Below are 16,749 nucleotides of genomic sequence, written 5' to 3'. Positions count from 1 at the left end.
GATCACAGCCACGATGTCGATCCGCATGTCTGGATTTCGCCGGTGCTGAGCCAGCAGCTTGCTGAAGCCATAAAAGATGAATTGATCGAGCGTGATGCTGAAAATGCGGAAGAGTACGAAGCGAATTACGAAAAATTGGTTGAAGAATTGCAGGAACTGGACACCGCTTTCAAAGAGATGGCAGATACGGCAGAACAGACAACATTTTTTGTCTCTCACGCGGCATTCGGTTATTTGGCGCAGCGCTACGGCTTGGATCAGGTGTCAGTTGCGGGCTTGAACAGCCAGGACGAACCGTCTCAACAGGAACTGGTAAATATCGTAAAACAGGCGGAAGAACTCAATATTCAATACATCGCCTTCGAACAAAATGTTTCTTCCCGGCTGACTGAAGTGATTCAGAAGGAAATCGGTGCGGAAGCCGTACAATTGCATAACCTTAGCGTATTGACTCAGGAAGAAATTGAAGCGGACGAAACGTATTTTTCATTGATGCGAAAAAACCTGGAACTGATGGAAAAAATCCTGAACTAATAAAACAGGAAATAAATTTCCTGGCCTGATCTCATTAATGCAGAAGGAATTCCGGCAGACAACCCGAATATTAAAATGGAGTCATATGAGTGGGCCTGTGATTTCCTATAAAAGAAAGGGGTGTCTCCATCAATTTCCGATTTGAAGAAGCCATCGCGCTGTTGGAACGTACACCGGTCAGCCTCGAAATATTCCTGTCCGGCATGCCGGATGGCTGGACTCAGTGCAAAGAAGGGGACGGAACGTGGAACGCGGAAGAAGTGATCGGACATTTGATCGAAGCGGAAAAAGAAGACTGGATTCCTCGGGTGGAAACGCTGCTCAACTACGGCGAAACCCGGCTGTTCCCACCGTTCGACCGATTTGCGCATCTGGACAAAAACGTCGAAACGACATTGGAACAGAAATTGGCTGCTTTCAAGGAAATCCGGAAAGTGAATATCGAAAAATTGAGAAGTCTGGTCGATCCCGATACAGATCTTGACCGGCGCGGCACGCATCCTGAATTTGGATCGGTCACTTTGCGCGAATTGCTTGCTACCTGGACCGTCCATGATTTGACCCATATCGCGCAGATCAGCCGCGTAATGGCAGAACGTTATCGGCAGGATGTTGGTCCGTGGCATCAGTATCTTGGGATATTGAATGTGAAAAGATAGGAAATATTCACAGACCAAAAGCGCCGTGCTGCATTTGTTGCAGCACGGCGTTACATTTTTATTTCAACTCTATCCACTCGGGACATATGCTGAGTAAGCTATCATTAATTACATAACAAATTGATTCAATGGAAGAAGGGGAAAGCCATGGTAAAAGCCGTAATTTTTGATTTGGATGGAACTCTGCTGGACCGGGATCTATCCGTCGAAAAGTTCATCGCCGGCCAACATGAACGATTGAACAGCGTCCTGAGTCATATCGACCGGCTGGAATATACATCGCGCTTTATCGAACTCGAAAAGCACGGGTATGTATGGAAAGATAAAGTCTACGAACAATTAATCAACGAATTTGAAATTCAAGGCATGTCCAAGGAACATTTGCTGGAGGACTATCTCACCTATTTTTCCGATTACTGTACACCTTTTTCGAATCTCATCCCCATGCTTGAGGATTTGAGAAATAATGACATCCTGATCGGCATGATCACCAACGGCTACACAGAATTTCAAACAGGCAATTTCAGGGCACTGGGCATTGAACATTATTTCGATGCCATCCTGATTTCCGAAAAAGAAGAGCTGCGAAAACCCGATAAACGGATATTTGAAAGAGCATTGGAGCGATTGGGCGTGACTGCGGAACAGGCCATTTTTGTCGGCGACCATCCGCTGAATGATGTGGAAGCGTCCGCCCGGGCCGGCATGATTGGTGTATGGAAACGCAATCCGCATTGGCAATCCGCCAACGCCGACTTTATAATCGATGGGCTTGATGAAATTCCAGGACTGATCCAGAAATTAGGCAGCAGGTGAAAACTGTGCGATAAAAAGAGGAAACAGTAAGATAGATGCCCGAAACCAATCCTTCAAAGCCCAAAACGTAGAAATTTGTACACATTAATTACAGCGCCTGCCATGGTAAGCTTGAAATATAAATCCATGCGTTTAGAAAGGAATACATTATGAAAAAATTATTCGCACTCGCAATCCTATTATTGTTTTTACCTGTATCAGCACATGCCCATTCAGGCTTAACTTCGTCAACGCCGGCTGAAGGGGAGTCGCTCAGCGAGTCGCCGCAGGAAATCCGATTCCAATTCGATACGCCGATCCTTCAGGGCGATATGACCCTCACCGATGAATCAGGAAATGAAGTCGAAATTGCCAATATCAGCGCTTCTGACACAGAACTGGTCGGCCAATTGAACGATGCACTTCCGAATGGCGCCTACACAGTCGACTGGAACGTCATCAGCCAGGACAGCCATGAAGTAAGCGGTACATTGGCTTTTAATGTAGCGGCGGAAGAAGCTGTCGAAGAGGAAGCAACAGAGGAAACAATTGAAGAAGCAGCGCCAGAAGAAGAAACGGCTCAGCCTGCAGATGAACAAGCAGAACAAGACGCGGCTTCCGCAGATGAACCGGCACAAGAAAGTACTTCCTGGGTCACTATCATCATCGTCGCTATTCTGGCAGTCACTGCCATTACGTTCTTCGTATTGGCCAGAAGAAAATGATTTGGCTCACCATCGTTTCTGACCTTCTGCTTTACGGGGTCGTTTCGTTTTTGGCCGGGGTCATTGTTCTTCAATTTGTGCCGGAGCACCGAAAGCCGGCCGTTGCCGTCACCAAGCCACTGATTTTGCTGGCGGTTGCGTCCATTCCAATTCTGACTGCAGCTCCGGCAATCCAGTTGGCGGGGCTGTTAAGGAACAACATGGACTTCGGTTCAGCCATTTGGATGGCCATCAGCGAATTCAGTGTCGGCCAGAGCCTTGCATTCAATCTGTTTCTGGCATTTTTTTGGTTTGGCGCGGTGGCGGTCAACAGTTCGAAATGGATCCAGGCTTTCTGGTTCCTGCTGGTCATCATCAATATCGGTTTCGGGAGCCATGCGGCGTCGGTCGATTTTCTCCCGGGGCTCTTCAGTCATACGCTGCATTTCCTGTCGCTCTCATTATGGGCGGGGGTCCTGCTGCTCGTCACCTGGTTTTCGACGGAACTCACCAATTGGCGCAGCTTCCTGAAATGGTTTACGCCTTTTGCATTCGGCATGGTAGCCATTCTCCTGCTGAGCGGTTTCGCAATCTGGCTCCTGTTTTCAAAACCGGAAGATTATGTGGCTTCCTGGGTGCTGCCGTACGGCCAGATGCTGCTCTTGAAGCATCTCAGCATCCTGCCTTTATTGGCGGCAGCTTTTCTTAATGGCTTGGGCAATAAAACAAAACTGCCTTCACGCCGCCTGCTGAAGCTTGAGACTTTTATGCTCGGCTTGGTGTTTCTGTTCACCGCCATCATGAGTAAACTCGCGCCGCCGCACGAAATCACAAACACTCTCCTTACGGAAGGGACGGCACCGTTTGCTGAATTACTGAGCGGTAAAGTATTGTTGCCGGTAGAGCCGCAATTTGCTCTGTCAGTCGATGGTTTGCTGCTGCTTTTGATCGGGACCATATCAATCGGCTTGCTGATTATGAGTTTTTTCCGAAAAATTCCGCTTTGGCTGTCCTGCACGGCTGGCCTTATATTTGTCGCGGCAGTTTATATTGGCCTGATGATGAATTTAACTTTCTAAGGGAATAAAAGATAATAAATTTTTCAATTCCATAATTGCTCACACCGCTCCGGAACTGTTTTTCGGGGCTTTTTTTATTGGATAAATGAGGTTGAGTATAATTAGAAATATATTACAAATATTATTTTCTGATTAATCTAATAAAAATATGATTAATAACGGATTTAAAGGGTAAATATGTAAGAAGAAAAAAGTTTATTGAAATATATGGGAGGTGGAAGAGATGGTCAGCAACTCTGCAGTGTACAGCAACCTGGGGATAGAAGAAAAGGATTTATTGAAAAAATCAAGGCACTGCTTCATGAATGAAGATGAAAAGAGCAAAAGAAATGGTGAAATTTTCATCGTTTATTTCTTTAACAATTGTTCTTCAGAAGGTGTGCTGTTCAAAACGATCAAAGAAATCACGGTGGATTTGAATATGTCACATGCAGCTTTGACAAAAGTTCTGAAAACGCTGGAGGACAAGCAATTCATCTATCGCCGAAACGGCATCATTGGACTGCATCAGGAGCTGTGAGCCAGATGCTGCACCCCTAATACTGTTCTGCCTGTTGGATGGAAGGCGGAACCGGAAAGGAAGTGAACTTCATGAAAAGTACCGAAGCTGCAACGAATCACTTTTACCGGGAACGTGCCTTTACGGAATTTGTGGAAGGATTGGAAGGACGTGAACAGGAGATAGCCCGCAATGCGCTTTGGGAAATCCAGGTGCTGAAGCGCGAGCTCCAATTATTGCGGCATGACAAAGAGGTGCTGCTGCATGACAAAAAAGAGCTGAAGGAATCTTTGAAAGGTGAAACATACCGTTCCAAGGAAATGATCCGCTACTTCAACCGGTGGACGGAAGAATATGCAAAAATTATCAAAATTCCGATTGATCTGGAGAACGATGCCCATATTCGCCAGCATTATTTTTCGTTGCGTGAATCGGCGAAGAACCTGGTCCACGGCTGCAGACGCAAATTAAACGATTATGATTTCGCTGTGGAGGATCAGGTCAAACCCGCTGTCAAAAGGCATTGACAGCCGGGATACATAGAAGATTGGTCAGAGGGGTCCTTGCCGCGGACATTCATGACCGCGGCATCAATCTTCCTGAAGAGCGTACAAGTGAACATTCCGAGCATTAATTGCCACCGTAACGATCCCCATGGCCGCCCATTTCGTAATTGGAACTTTCTCCTGGCTTGGCGCCCGAATTTATCGACCTCAAAACTTCATTGTCGTTCTTTTTCCTTCTCCAATCAATAAAACCTGCAAAACCGATGAGTCCGAAGACCATTCCAAAAAACCATAACATCTCTTCCACCTCCTTTTTACAGATAATTCTATCAATTAGTATATCAGTAAATGGAACAAAAAACAGGGAAATCCCAAAAAAGGAATCTCCCTGCTTCTTTTTGTCCTGATTTACTCGCTGAGTATCGGAGTCTGTTGTACGCGGTTGGATTCAGGCTGTTCGTTGGCTTGTTCTATTCCTGATGCCATTTCTTTGACCGGCGGATTCGCCATAAAAGCTGCGGCCATTCCAATTACCGGAAACAGGAGCAATGCCCAGAGAATTTGCTGGTAGCCACCGAAAACGTCAAAGGCAACGCCGAGCGGCAGAGGTCCAAGAGCAGAACCGATCACAACAACGGCCATTGAAATGCCGCTGATGCTGCCGATATGTTTGCGGCCGAAATAGTCGGGCCAAACCACAGTCATGACAATGCGTTCCATCCCCATGCTGGCTCCCCAGACCAATCCGAAAACCACGGCAGCCGCAATAAAACTCGCATTTTGTAAAAGGACCAGCGTCAACATCTCACTTGCAAAAACTACCACCAGCATATACTGCACCTTCACTCTTTCAAGGAGAAAACCTGTCAGGAACGTTACCGGCAGCCCGATAAGCGCTGTCAAACTCAAAATTCCAGCAGCAGCTTCAAGCGACAGGGAGTTTTCTTTGAAGATGGAAACAAGGTGGAAGATCAGCCCGGTATTGACGATGCCGGGAATCGCGGCACACACGATCAACAGCCAGAAAGCACGCGTTTTAGAGGCTTCGCTGACAGACCAGCTTGCTTCTTCGTTGCGCTTTTTTTGTTTGTCCGCCTGTTCAGCTGAGCCGTTGTCCGGCAGCAAGCCGACCTCCTCCGGCGAGTTCCGGATCAGGAACAGAGCGAGCGGCGTGAACAGCACGATGATGATGGCGCCAAGCACCATCCACGACATGCGCCAGCCGAATGTCTCGATCAGCCAGACATTCAACAGCGGAAATGCCGCCGAACTGACCAATCCGCCAATCGCGGCGATGCTCAGCGCGCGCCCTCTCTTTTTCACAAACCATTGGGGGATGAGTGAATTCGAAATCAATGCCATCGACCCCTGCCCCAATAATCGGATAAAGAAAAAGCCGATGAACAGCATAAGCAAACTGGTTACAAAACTATTGAACAGGCATGCAGCCGCCAGCAGTGCAGATACGATTACTGCCATCTTCCGTGAACCGTTGCGGTCAATCAGACGGCCGACAAAAAACAGCAAAAAACCTGCCGCCAATGTGGCGCCAGAATATATGCCAGACACCGTTGAACGGCTCCAGCCAAAATCCTCTATATAATAATCGATGAAAATCGCATTGGAAAAAGTTTGTCCGGGGCCTGCGAAGAACTGGGATAAAGCCGCAATTGCAACGATTACCCAGCCATAGTGGAAGTTGTTATTGGTGAAAGATTTCATACTTGTAATTGCATCTCCATTTATAGTGTAGTTCCAAAATACTGAGTTAATCGGGGCAGCTATTACGGTGCCAGTCACCCATACAATTCAAAAAGCAAATTTCTACATAGTTTAATATCAAATTCTTATCATAGCATAATTAATTTTTAAATAAAGCAGATGAGACTGCAGTAATGAAAATGAAATCTATCTGAAAATTGCTATGTTCGGATAATCATTAAATGCTTTAATATTTCTCTGGTTTACTGTAGTTTAATTGTATGGACTTTCGTATTTTTAAATGGGCAAAAACTTAATATGAATCGAACTTGCCAAAAAACATTCACTGTTATATAGTTTAGAAATACAATATTTAGTGTATAGTACATAAGAAAACACAATATATAGTAAAAACCGATAACAAAGGTGCCTGAAAAGGCTTAATAGGGAAGCCGGTGAAATACCGGCGCTGTACCCGCAACTGTAAGTGCTGACGAGCTATGGAAACCACTGTCGAAAGATGGGAAGGCCATAGCAGAGGATGACGCACAAGCCAGGAGACCTGCCTTCGTTAACTGTTAATTGCCTTCTCCGGGAGCTGGGGGGTGTAACGATGGTCTTAACGGGAACAGCACATTTTTCTGCAGTTGTACCCTTTGATGCTGCGTTTATCCAACCCATCCTCTCACGTGAGAAGATGGGTTTTTCTGTGTTTTGTTTTTTATTCGAAGGGGTGGAAAAGATGATGGGGCAACAGATCTCGGCAGGTATATCACGGACGGTTCAGACGAGGCTGGTGCTGCCGCCGGACACCAATCACATGGGGACGATTTTCGGCGGAACAGTGCTCGCCTATATCGATGAAATCGCAGCGATTACAGCGATGAAGCACAGCGGCAAAGTAGTGGTGACGGCGTCGATCGATACGGTCAATTTCCTGTCATCGGCGCGGATCGGCAATGTACTCATTTTGGAAGGCGTCGTCATTTCAACCGGACGGACTTCGATGGAAGTGTATGTGAAAGCGGAATGCCAGGACATTGAAACACGTGAACGGACCCTTACGACAACCGCCATTTTGACGATGGTGGCAGTGGACGCGAACAGCAAGCCGACACCGGTGCCGGGTGTAATTCCGGAAACGGAAAAAGAAAAGAAACTGTTTGAAAACGCGCAGGCGAGAAAAGAACGCCGCATGAAACTGAACGAATTCGCAAAGGAGCTGGTCTGATATGAAAACAGGGATCTCAACAGAAATGGATGCAGTAGAAAAAGCGCTGGAGCGTGCTGAGCAACTTCACGGACTTGATACCACGTCATTACGCAATAAAATCGGAGAGCTTGATGGCAAGATCGACACGGAACAATCCATGCTGTATGCGCTGAACCGCATTTCGATGGACGAACCGAAGTGGACATTCCTGGCAGCTGAACTTTATTGCAGCGAGTTGTACCGGCAGGCGGCAGCGAGCCGCGGCTACCGTGCCGAAGAAAAATACGGGGACTTCTACAGTCTGGTGAAGAAACTTTCACAGATCGGCATTTATTCGGATGAACTGCTGAGCGCTTATTCGGAAGCGGAAATCCGGGAACTTGGTGAAGTCATCGATCCGGAGCGCGATCTGTTATTTAATTACATCGGTTTGTTTTTACTGGGGGACCGTTATCTGGCGAAGGATTATGAAGGCAATCTCCATGAATTGCCGCAGGAGCGCTTTTTGATCATCGCCATGGCACTCATGCAGAACGAACCGGCTGCCAAGCGGACGGAACTTGTGCGTGAAGCGTATTGGGCGATGAGTAATTTGTATATGACGGTGGCGACGCCGACTTTATCCAATGCGGGCAAAAGTTTTGGGCAATTGTCTTCCTGCTTTATCGACACGGTGGACGATTCACTGGACGGCATCTACCTGAACAACTGGGATATTGCGCGGCTCAGCAAAGACGGCGGCGGGCTTGGCATCTATTACGGCAAAGTGCGTGCACTCGGATCGGATATCAAGAAATTCAAAGGCAATTCTTCTGGAGTCATTCCGTGGATCCGCCTCGTCAACGATACGGCGGTCAGCGTCGATCAGCTCGGTCAGCGGCAGGGAGCGGTGGCAGTTTACCTGGACGTTTTCCATAAGGACATCATGAACGGCTTCCTGGATCTGAAAACGAATAACGGCGATGAGCGCCGTAAAGCGCACGATATTTTCACGGGCGTTTCGATTCCGGATCTATTTATGGAAAAATTGAAGGAAACGGATGAAAACGGCCGCAGCATCGGAGAATGGAATACGTTCTGTCCACATCAGGTGAAAAAGGTGATGGGCTGGAAAGATGCAGCCGGCAATGCGCTCGGACTGGAAGATTTTTATGATGAAACGGACCACGCTTATTTCAGTGAGAAATATGAAGAGGCGGTCGCAAATCCTTTATTGCCGCGGAAGACGTACCGGGCAATGGATATCATGGCGCGCATCATGGTGTCGCAGCTGGAAACGGGTACGCCGTATATGTTCTACCGTGACGAGGTCAACCGCCAGAATCCGAACAAGCATCTGCGAGGCCGCGGGCTGACGTCGATTTACTGCAGTAACCTCTGTACAGAAATCATGCAGAATATGTCGGCTACGACAATCGTCAAAGAATACACCGACGCGGACGGCAATCTCGTCATGATCCGCAAGCCAGGCGACTTCGTCGTCTGCAACCTGTCATCGATCAATTTGCCGCGCGCGGTGAAAGCGGATGTGCTGGAGCGGCTGATCCCGATCCAGATGCGTATGCTCGATAATGTAATCGATTTGAACACGATTTCAGTAGGGCAGGCCGATGCCACGAATAAAAAATATCGCGCCGTTGGTTTGGGGACGTTCGGCTGGCATCATCTTTTGGCGCTTGAAGGCATCCACTGGGAAACGGAAAAAGCAGTGGAATACGCGGACAGCTTATACGAAGAAATTGCCTATCACTCAATTCGTTCTTCCATGGAATTGGCGAAAGAAAAAGGCAGCTACCGTGAATTTGCCGGTTCGGAATGGCAGACGGGTGAATATTTCAGCCGTAAAGGCTATGAAGGTGAAAAATGGCAGGAGCTGCAAGAGGAAGTTACAGAGAACGGTGTTCGCAACGGCTGGATGATGGCTGTTGCACCGAACTCATCGACCGCAAAAATCGGCGGCTCCACAGACGGCATCGATCCGCTCTATGCCGTGGAATACGCGGAAGAGAAGAAGAACTTCAAATTCAAAGTGACGGCACCGGACCTTGATCACCACACCTATGATTATTACCGCCGGGCCCGCCATGTGCTGGACCAGAAATGGAGCATCCGCCAGAATGCGGCGAGACAGCGTCATATCGACCAGGCAATCAGCTTCAATCTGTATGTGCCGCATACAGTGAAAGCGAAGGAATTGCTCGAGCTCCATCTGGAAGCGTGGCAGCAGGGATTGAAAACGACTTATTATGTACGCAGCACTTCACAGGCAGAAATCGAAGAATGCGAAGCGTGCCAAAGCTGAAGGAGGACTTATGATGGCAATCGATACACCTTTAACGAAGATCAAATTGCTCAATCCGGAGCACCCAAATAAATCGACAGGCATCCTGAATGGCAAATCTTCCGGTCTATTGAACTGGAACGATATCGCCTATCCGCAGATGTATGATCTGTATCAGACGCTGCTGTCGAACTTCTGGAAAGCGCAGGAGATCAATATGCAGGACGACATTAAGCAATGGGATCACTTGAGTGACACCGAGCGCGATGTTTTCCTTCGGATCAATACTCAGTTGGCATCGCTCGACAGCCTGCAGACGCCAACGATGACGATGGCGATGGATTACGTTACGGATTCAAGTTTCAAGGCGATTTTTGCGGTAATTGCCCAGCAGGAGGCGGTCCATAACGAATCATATTCCTATATCCTGAGTTCGCTTGTGTCAGTGGCGGAGCAAAATGCGCGCTTTAATCAGGCAAAAAGCGATCCGGTCGTGCGGAAGCGCAATGACTTGATCCTGGGTGCCTATGAGGAATTCCGCCAGAATCCGACTCCGCAGACCCTGTTCCAGCTGGGCATCAACTCAATCAACCTTGAAGGCATTTATTTCTACGCCGGTTTCGCATTCTTCTATCACCTGGCGCGCCAGCAGAAAATGCTGAAAACGAGCACGATGATCAGCTATATCCAGCGTGACGAGATGCAGCACGCTTACTTTATCGGTCAGTTCGTCCGGATCCTGTTGACGGAGAACCCCGAGCTCAACAATGAAGAGAATATCGATTATATTTACCGGACGGTGGATCAGGCGGTGCAGCTTGAAAAGGAATGGGCCACGTATATCCTGGGGGATATCGAAGGGCTCGATTTGGACGAGTTCGGCGATTACGTCGAATACCTTGCGAATAAACGACTGCGCCAGCTGGGCATGGAAAACCTCTACGAAGAGCGCAGCAATCCGATGCCATGGATCCAGGTATTCGGCGATGATATGATGAACGGCACGAAATCGGACTTCTTTGAACAGAAATCCCGCACGTATTCGAAAGTCTCGCAGTCCAATGGGTTTGATGAATTGTAATCCTAAAATCGCTATTGTCTACAGTTCCATCACCGGCAACACGGCGGAACTGGCAGGCATGCTCCTGGACTGTACAAGGGAGAGGGGTTTGGATGTCCGTGTATTTACGCCGGAACAGTTTTGCGAAACGGATATCAGTTCCTTCGATGCCGTACTGGTCGGCACATATACGTGGGGCAGCGGAGAAATTCCTTATGGGATGCAGGCCGTCTACCGGCATTTTGAGGCATCCCCGAGCAAGCATCTCGTAACGGCAGTGTTCGGCACGGGCGACAGTTTCTTTGCCGAATTCTGCGGAGCGGTTGACCGGTTCCGTGACATGCTGTTCGTACAGACCCAACTTTCGGCGGTGCTGAAAGTGGAATTGCGGCCGGAAGAGAAAGACGTCGCGCGGTGCTTGAAATTTGTCGACGCGGTCATCAGCAGAATCGAAGCAGGGGATGTAACGGTGCACGGGAGAAGTCGCTGAAAAAGAGAAATTGGAATAGAAAAAATCCGGACGATCCATCGTCCGGATTTTTTTAATTGGAATTCATGGTTTGCCGGAGCCATCGCATGATGTGTATGGAATCGAAGGAGCCGCTGATTTCGAGTGGGTGGCAAGAAGCTGTTCAAGGGCGGTATCTTTATCGCTGTAAGAAATAGATTCATCGCCTATCAGCAACGAAGTTTCATGCCCTTTGTCCGTCAGCAGGACAATGTCATCTTTGTCCGCCTGTCCCACAGCCAGCCGGACTGCCTCTCTGCGGTCACCGATTAATGTGTACTGTTCATGCAGCATCCCTTTTTGAAAATCGGAAAGGATGGTGTCGACGGGTTCTTTTCCCGGATTGTTTGTCGTAATGATAACGAAGTCTGCAGCGGAAGCTTTTTCAGCCATAATGGGCCGTTTAAGGCGGTCGCGGTAATTCCCGCTGCCGATCAGGACGATCAGGCGGGATTTTTTAAATGGCATTATACTGTTGATCGCTTTTTCGATGGCGTCGGGAGTATGGGCATAATCGATATAAACAGTGGGGCCGTCAGGGTGGGAGATTTTTTCCATTCTGCCCGCTACAGGCTGGACATCCGGCAAGTGTTGCAGAATCCCAGAAAGAGCCAAACCATATGCGTACAGAGCAGATATCGCAGCTAAACTATTGTAAACGTTAAAGTCCCCGATAAAGGAAGTTGACAGCCGGTGTACGCCTTCCGGTGAATGCAGAAGAAAAGTGGTTCCATGTTCCCCGTAGACAATATGGCTTGCATGGAAATCTGCCGAAGGTGACAAACCGTAACTGATGGTTTCAAAAGGGGTCATTTCAGAAAATCTTTCAGCCCACGGATCGTCGGCATTCAATATCGCATACTTCTCTTTGCGCAGATTCTGGCCAAGCTGGGCGAATAGCAAACCTTTTGCATAACCGTATCTCTCCATCGTTTGATGAAAATCCAAGTGATCATGGGTCAAGTTGGTGAAAACAGCGATATCAAAGTCGATTCCCCAGACTCTTCCGCTGACGATACCCTGTGAAGAAACTTCCATCGTCATGGCTGTGCAATCATTATCGACGGCGGTTTGAAGCATTTCCATGTTGAGGATCACATCACTGGTGGTATTTACAGTTGGAGTGGAACTGCCATTCATGCGAAATCCAAGCGTGCCGCCGACAGCGGATTTATGACCTGCCAATTCCAGTACTTCATAAATCATATGCGAAACAGTCGTCTTGCCGTTCGTACCGGTAACGCCGATTGTGCACAGTTTGGCAGCGGGATTTTCATAAAAGTGATTGACCAGCCGGGCCATCACTTTAGCCGGGTGTTTTACCAAAACAGAACAAACGGTTTCAGAATCAAGGGGCAATTTCTTTTCGGCAATAATCAGCGAAGCTCCGCGCTGAACGGCTTCCCCGATGAAATCATGGCCATCCACCCTGGTTCCGGTAATGCAGACGAAGATATTGCCGGGTTTTATTTTTCTTGAATCCATTTGAATGCCTGTAACTGCGAGAGGCACGGGGCCATTGATGGTTTTTATCTTTATCAGCTCGAGTAATTGGGCTGTTTTCAAAATGCCGCCTTCTTTCACAAATAATTTTATCGAAGAAACTTTTATAGCGGGGTTTCAGGAAGCTGTCAGTGACAGTGAAGAAAAGAAAAACCTGTTACTTACTATATCTGATTTGAAGGAAATTTAAACTTTTCTATAAGAAAAAAGCTTTACCGTTATGTCACGTCGTGATATAGTCGAGGTACGACATAACAAGAAGAGGGTTTCCAGTGGAAATTCAAAAGTTGCTGAAAAAATATGTGCCGATGACTGAGACGGCTTTTTATATTTTATTGTCATTAACTGAGCCCCGGCATGGCTACGGCATTATCAAGCATGTCGAGGAAATTACAGCCGGCCGGTTGAGCCTGGGATCCGGTACGATTTACGGTACCTTGACCAAAATGCAGAAGGACGGCGTGATTACGGTATTTTCTGACGAACATCGGAAGACCGTTTATGAAATCACGGATGCCGGCAAAGAAGTGATGCAGGCGGAAATCATGAGAATTAAAGAAGTGCATCACAATGCAATTGCGTTTGAGGAGGGGTTCAGATGAAAAAAGTGCATAGGCCGTTTTGGAGTTACGATGTGCCAAAAACAGAAGAGTGGCTGTCAGAAATGGCGGGACAAGGGTTGATCTTTGAAAAGCTGAACCGCTGGACGCGCTGCTTCTATTTTCAGGAGCGAGAGCCGGAAGCGCGTGTTTACCGCATTGCTTACAATAAGCTGACTTCATCTGTATTGCCGAAAATGCTGCAGACGGAAGGCTGGGAAAAGGCTGGAGCTGCAGGTAAATGGGAATTCATCTCGAACAGACAACCCGAATCGGCCATTCGGACTTCGCCTGTGCGGGACGGGATTGTCAGGCATAACCGCTTCATCAGTTATGGACTATACGCGATGATCTTTTATTTCGGTGTGATACTGTTGTCATTTACTGCATCCATGTTTTCTGCCTGGGTACTGGAGGGCGGCAGTAATGTAGAAGAAAGTCCGATGTGGATAGTGACGTATCTGTTCATGACCTTCGTGTTGGCCAGTGTGATTTTGGGCATTTACTCGGTTATCAAAATCAGGCGAACAAATAGTGAGCTTGAAGGGACGAATAACTTAAAAGTGCCTTCTACCGATGAACACTTTGACAAACAAACTGAAAAGGAATTAAAACGAGCGGGCCGTTTGGTGAAAAAAGTGAAGCCAAGCTGGATGTATTCGCCTGATAAGACGGAGCAATGGCTGGAAGCGATGGAACAGAGTGGATTTAACCTCTACCGGGTCAATAAAATCGGTATTATCTTTCATTTCATAAAAGGCGAACCTCGGAAAATCGCATACCGGGTGGATTACCAAAGCGGACCGACCGAAAGTTATTTTGCGATTCACCGGGAAGCGGGCTGGAGCGAGAAGTTTACTTCTTTCTCGAATTTGGAGAAGTGGACAATCTGGAGTAAATCGTACGAAGAGGATGAAAAGCGGCCGCAGCTGTACAGCGATCAAAGCAGCCGCCTGAAGCATGCGAAACGGATTGCGATTACGTACACGGCAATATTCTCTCCGTTTGTGGCTTTTTATATTTATTTCATCATTGGCAATATAAACCGAGCAGATACAATTCTGGATTGGCTGTCATGGAACAGCCCCATTTTGTTCATCATTGCCCTTTCAATTTTCGGCACAATCATCTTCCGGATCTGGGCGTATTATGGCCGTTTGAGGAAACAGACGTTATCGCTGGAAAGTTAAAAGTCACAGGAATATAGATGGGAAATCACAGAAGACGGAAATCGCCTTCTGTGATTTTTCATTTATAATAAAAATAAATGGGTCAAAACGGTTCGGCCATCCGTCTAATTTATGAAGGGAGTTGCTGAAGCCTATGGAAACATCGGGAGCCGGAGAGGCGAATAGAGAACTGTGGCGGGAAACTGCGGACGAGCATGAAGTGCTGGAAAGTCTGATGCAGCAGTACGGCGCAGAAATGAAAAGAATTGCGTTTTTGTATGTTCACGACCGGGCGGAATGTGAAGACATCATCCAGGAAGTATTTATCAGCGCTTTTAAGAATTTGTCCAAATTCCGTCATGAAGCCAGCTATAAAACTTGGCTGACCCGCATGACGATCAATAAATGCAAGGATCACCACCGGCTCTGGAGCATCCGGAACCTCGTCTATAAACCGGCTGTAAAATTGCTCAGTAAAGGCAACTCCGCAGAAGAGGAACTGATAGGGGAAGAAACGGCCAAAGAAGTGGCAGCACAACTCGCGGCACTGCCGGGAAAATACAAAGAAGTCCTTATTCTATACTATTATCAGGAATTGACGATGCAGGAGATTTCCGATGTACTGGAAATCAACATCAATACAGTAAAATCGCGATTGCTGCGGGGCAAGCAGGCACTGCAGGAGAAAGTTGAGAGGGGTGCCGGCAATAATGGATCATTTTGATCGGGAGATTTCAGCAAAATTAAAAGGCGTGGCCAATGATAATGTGCGGTTTACGCAGGAAGAAAAAATGGCCATCCGGCGTAAAACATCCGGCAGCAAAACACGCGCCAGCCGTTTCCAGCCGGTTTACTGGACAGTGCTGGCATCTGCAGTGACTTTGTTTTTATTCCTTGGATTCATCTATGCGAACGATACGGGCTTGCTGAATGCGGGTCCCGATACGGATTATATGATGCCGGCGAACGGCGCTGACATGGGATATACTACCGAAGACCTCGAAGGAATCGATTTTACGATTGTAAAAGAAGAGCAGCTGGATGACACAAGCCGTCTCTATACGATTGAACTCGTCAACGGATCGGAACATCATCTGGTCGATGCAGTTTTTGCAATGAGCCATCCGATTAAAATGGTGGACGGCTACCGGGGGAACACATTCAAGGCGGAGTCGCGCCTCAACAACATCTACCCGGGCGAAACGCGACGCTTTGAAATGGAATTGCCGAGTGGCATCTTTGACAGCGAACAAGTGGACGTCGATAGCGAGGATATGGACCTGACCGGTTACTTGAATAAAATCAAGGGGGAGAATGTCTTCCAGATTGGCCGGTCGAACGGGGTTTTTGAAAGTGGCGAGTAATTTTCATTGATAATCTTTTGGGAAAAAGAGAAGAGACTGTGTTGAAGCAGTGGACTGGAATGGAGCTTCCAGGCCGCTGCTTTTTTTATTGTGGCGGATTTCTGTGTTTTCATGAATAAAAACGGGAAAGCCCAGTTATATTAAGTGGAGTGAGGGTAAGGGATTACTAAAAGGATTCTGGTCAAACCAATAAACAGAAGCCGGAAAGCAGGGAGGGATTACAATTCCATTTGAGTGGTGGAGCACGGTCAGTAATATTTTTGTCCTCATTAATGTGGTGCTGGTTATACTCGTATTATTTTTCGAACGGAAACGGCCACTTCGGCATGGGCGTGGATCCTCATTCTTTTCTTTCTGCCGGTTCTCGGCTTTATCCTCTACCTGCTGTTCGGAAAAACATTGAGGCCTGAGCGCTTGAACAGGACGGATGCCTACGACAACCAAAAATTTTAAAAAACAGCCGATGAACATTTGGTTGTGCGCGGGAAACGGGAGTTTATGGGCGGGAGAGGAGGTTTTATGCGCGGAAAACGGACCTTTATGCGCGGGAGACGAGTGAGTATGCGCGGAAAGAG

19 protein-coding genes and 1 riboswitch are annotated in these 16,749 nt (G+C 47.6%); of the genes, 15 read left to right on the top strand and 4 right to left on the bottom strand.

The features are described 5' to 3' along the window. The 7 genes from KW93_RS11800 to KW93_RS11770 all read left to right on the top strand — a co-directional run. Positions 1-534 (top strand): metal ABC transporter solute-binding protein, Zn/Mn family (locus KW93_RS11800; RefSeq protein ID WP_033543220.1); only part of this gene is annotated, 534 nt, incomplete at its 5' end. Between the two features lie 128 nt (positions 535-662). Further along, a complete protein-coding gene (locus KW93_RS11795) occupies positions 663-1,193 on the top strand; it encodes a DinB family protein (protein WP_033543219.1) in 531 nt (176 codons plus the stop codon). 147 nt (positions 1,194-1,340) lie between these two features. Continuing rightward, positions 1,341-2,009 (top strand): HAD family hydrolase, encoded by a 669-nt coding sequence (locus tag KW93_RS11790; RefSeq protein WP_033543218.1) that lies wholly within the window; start codon positions 1,341-1,343, stop codon positions 2,007-2,009. A gap of 149 nt (positions 2,010-2,158) precedes the next feature. After that, positions 2,159-2,713, top strand: a complete 555-nt coding sequence (locus tag KW93_RS11785; protein WP_033543217.1) for a copper resistance CopC family protein — start codon at positions 2,159-2,161, stop codon at positions 2,711-2,713. After that, positions 2,710-3,771 (top strand): copper resistance D family protein, encoded by a 1,062-nt coding sequence (locus KW93_RS11780; RefSeq protein ID WP_033543216.1) that lies wholly within the window; start codon positions 2,710-2,712, stop codon positions 3,769-3,771. Before KW93_RS11785 ends, KW93_RS11780 begins: the two co-directional genes overlap by 4 nt. A gap of 223 nt (positions 3,772-3,994) precedes the next feature. Further along, positions 3,995-4,291, top strand: a complete 297-nt coding sequence (locus tag KW93_RS11775) for a MarR family transcriptional regulator (RefSeq protein ID WP_052131591.1) — start codon at positions 3,995-3,997, stop codon at positions 4,289-4,291. A 71-nt stretch (positions 4,292-4,362) separates the two neighbouring features. Next, positions 4,363-4,797: a hypothetical protein gene (locus tag KW93_RS11770; protein ID WP_033543215.1), complete on the top strand. Its 435-nt coding sequence runs from the start codon at positions 4,363-4,365 to the stop codon at positions 4,795-4,797. Between the two features lie 103 nt (positions 4,798-4,900). On the opposite strand, the gene KW93_RS17630 is transcribed toward KW93_RS11770, so the two are convergent. Together KW93_RS17630 and KW93_RS11765 are read right to left on the bottom strand one after the other, a co-directional pair. After that, positions 4,901-5,074: a hypothetical protein gene (locus KW93_RS17630; protein WP_162835047.1), complete on the bottom strand. Its 174-nt coding sequence runs from the start codon at positions 5,072-5,074 to the stop codon at positions 4,901-4,903. A 110-nt stretch (positions 5,075-5,184) separates the two neighbouring features. Next, complete coding sequence (locus tag KW93_RS11765) at positions 5,185-6,498, bottom strand: MFS transporter (RefSeq protein ID WP_052131590.1); 1,314 nt, start codon at positions 6,496-6,498, stop codon at positions 5,185-5,187. A gap of 386 nt (positions 6,499-6,884) precedes the next feature. After that, positions 6,885-7,061, top strand: a riboswitch (cobalamin riboswitch). Between the two features lie 161 nt (positions 7,062-7,222). Between KW93_RS11765 and KW93_RS11760 the strand changes: the two genes are divergently transcribed. The 4 genes from KW93_RS11760 to KW93_RS11745 are packed head-to-tail and all read left to right on the top strand — an operon-like array spanning position 7,223 to position 11,521. Next, positions 7,223-7,708, top strand: a complete 486-nt coding sequence (locus KW93_RS11760) for an acyl-CoA thioesterase (RefSeq protein WP_033543222.1) — start codon at positions 7,223-7,225, stop codon at positions 7,706-7,708. 1 nt (position 7,709) lies between these two features. Next, the gene (locus KW93_RS11755) at positions 7,710-9,992 is read left to right on the top strand and encodes a ribonucleoside-diphosphate reductase subunit alpha (protein WP_033543214.1); all 2,283 of its coding nucleotides are present in this window, start codon (positions 7,710-7,712) and stop codon (positions 9,990-9,992) included. A gap of 13 nt (positions 9,993-10,005) precedes the next feature. Continuing rightward, positions 10,006-11,052, top strand: a complete 1,047-nt coding sequence (locus tag KW93_RS11750) for a ribonucleotide-diphosphate reductase subunit beta (RefSeq protein WP_033543213.1) — start codon at positions 10,006-10,008, stop codon at positions 11,050-11,052. After that, positions 11,042-11,521, top strand: coding sequence for a flavodoxin domain-containing protein (locus KW93_RS11745; RefSeq protein ID WP_235318410.1), 480 nt, complete (start codon positions 11,042-11,044; stop codon positions 11,519-11,521). The genes KW93_RS11750 and KW93_RS11745 overlap by 11 nt, the downstream gene beginning before the upstream one ends. 63 nt (positions 11,522-11,584) lie before the next feature. On the opposite strand, the gene KW93_RS11740 is transcribed toward KW93_RS11745, so the two are convergent. Beyond that, on the bottom strand, positions 11,585-13,105 hold the full coding sequence (locus KW93_RS11740; protein WP_052131589.1) for a UDP-N-acetylmuramoyl-L-alanyl-D-glutamate--2,6-diaminopimelate ligase: 1,521 nt from the start codon (positions 13,103-13,105) through the stop codon (positions 11,585-11,587). A 209-nt stretch (positions 13,106-13,314) separates the two neighbouring features. On the opposite strand from KW93_RS11740, the gene KW93_RS11735 reads away from it, so the two are divergent. From KW93_RS11735 to KW93_RS11720, 4 genes are all read left to right on the top strand, one after another. Then, complete coding sequence (locus tag KW93_RS11735) at positions 13,315-13,644, top strand: PadR family transcriptional regulator (protein WP_033543211.1); 330 nt, start codon at positions 13,315-13,317, stop codon at positions 13,642-13,644. Beyond that, positions 13,641-14,831, top strand: coding sequence for a DUF2812 domain-containing protein (locus KW93_RS11730; RefSeq protein ID WP_033543210.1), 1,191 nt, complete (start codon positions 13,641-13,643; stop codon positions 14,829-14,831). The genes KW93_RS11735 and KW93_RS11730 overlap by 4 nt, the downstream gene beginning before the upstream one ends. Before the next feature lie 133 nt (positions 14,832-14,964). Continuing rightward, positions 14,965-15,534 (top strand): sigma-70 family RNA polymerase sigma factor, encoded by a 570-nt coding sequence (locus tag KW93_RS11725; protein ID WP_052131588.1) that lies wholly within the window; start codon positions 14,965-14,967, stop codon positions 15,532-15,534. Next, entirely contained in the window at positions 15,521-16,174 is a 654-nt protein-coding gene (locus KW93_RS11720; RefSeq protein ID WP_033543208.1) for a hypothetical protein, read from the top strand. Before KW93_RS11725 ends, KW93_RS11720 begins: the two co-directional genes overlap by 14 nt. A 135-nt stretch (positions 16,175-16,309) precedes the next feature. Here the strand turns inward: KW93_RS11720 and KW93_RS17990 are convergent. After that, the coding region (locus tag KW93_RS17990) for a hypothetical protein (RefSeq protein ID WP_442956623.1) at positions 16,310-16,749 on the bottom strand (440 nt) is incomplete at its 5' end.

Source organism: Planococcus sp. CAU13, assembly GCF_000775575.1.
Classification (GTDB): Bacteria; Bacillota; Bacilli; order Bacillales_A; family Planococcaceae; genus Planococcus.
This window is presented reverse-complemented; position numbering and strand designations above follow the sequence as displayed.

Bases quoted from the DNA above. Each gene is read 5' to 3' on its own strand.
- KW93_RS11770 (WP_033543215.1), top strand. From the start codon at position 4,363: ATGAAAAGTACCGAAGCTGCAACGAATCACTTTTACCGGGAACGTGCC.
- KW93_RS11780 (WP_033543216.1), top strand. From the start codon at position 2,710: ATGATTTGGCTCACCATCGTTTCTGACCTTCTGCTTTACGGGGTCGTT.
- KW93_RS11750 (WP_033543213.1), top strand. From the start codon at position 10,006: ATGGCAATCGATACACCTTTAACGAAGATCAAATTGCTCAATCCGGAG.
- KW93_RS11730 (WP_033543210.1), top strand. From the start codon at position 13,641: ATGAAAAAAGTGCATAGGCCGTTTTGGAGTTACGATGTGCCAAAAACA.
- KW93_RS11775 (WP_052131591.1), top strand. From the start codon at position 3,995: ATGGTCAGCAACTCTGCAGTGTACAGCAACCTGGGGATAGAAGAAAAG.
- KW93_RS17630 (WP_162835047.1), bottom strand. From the start codon at position 5,074: ATGTTATGGTTTTTTGGAATGGTCTTCGGACTCATCGGTTTTGCAGGT.
- KW93_RS11765 (WP_052131590.1), bottom strand. From the start codon at position 6,498: ATGAAATCTTTCACCAATAACAACTTCCACTATGGCTGGGTAATCGTT.
- KW93_RS11720 (WP_033543208.1), top strand. From the start codon at position 15,521: ATGGATCATTTTGATCGGGAGATTTCAGCAAAATTAAAAGGCGTGGCC.
- KW93_RS11760 (WP_033543222.1), top strand. From the start codon at position 7,223: ATGGGGCAACAGATCTCGGCAGGTATATCACGGACGGTTCAGACGAGG.
- KW93_RS11785 (WP_033543217.1), top strand. From the start codon at position 2,159: ATGAAAAAATTATTCGCACTCGCAATCCTATTATTGTTTTTACCTGTA.
- KW93_RS11725 (WP_052131588.1), top strand. From the start codon at position 14,965: ATGGAAACATCGGGAGCCGGAGAGGCGAATAGAGAACTGTGGCGGGAA.
- KW93_RS11745 (WP_235318410.1), top strand. From the start codon at position 11,042: ATGAATTGTAATCCTAAAATCGCTATTGTCTACAGTTCCATCACCGGC.
- KW93_RS11790 (WP_033543218.1), top strand. From the start codon at position 1,341: ATGGTAAAAGCCGTAATTTTTGATTTGGATGGAACTCTGCTGGACCGG.
- KW93_RS11755 (WP_033543214.1), top strand. From the start codon at position 7,710: ATGAAAACAGGGATCTCAACAGAAATGGATGCAGTAGAAAAAGCGCTG.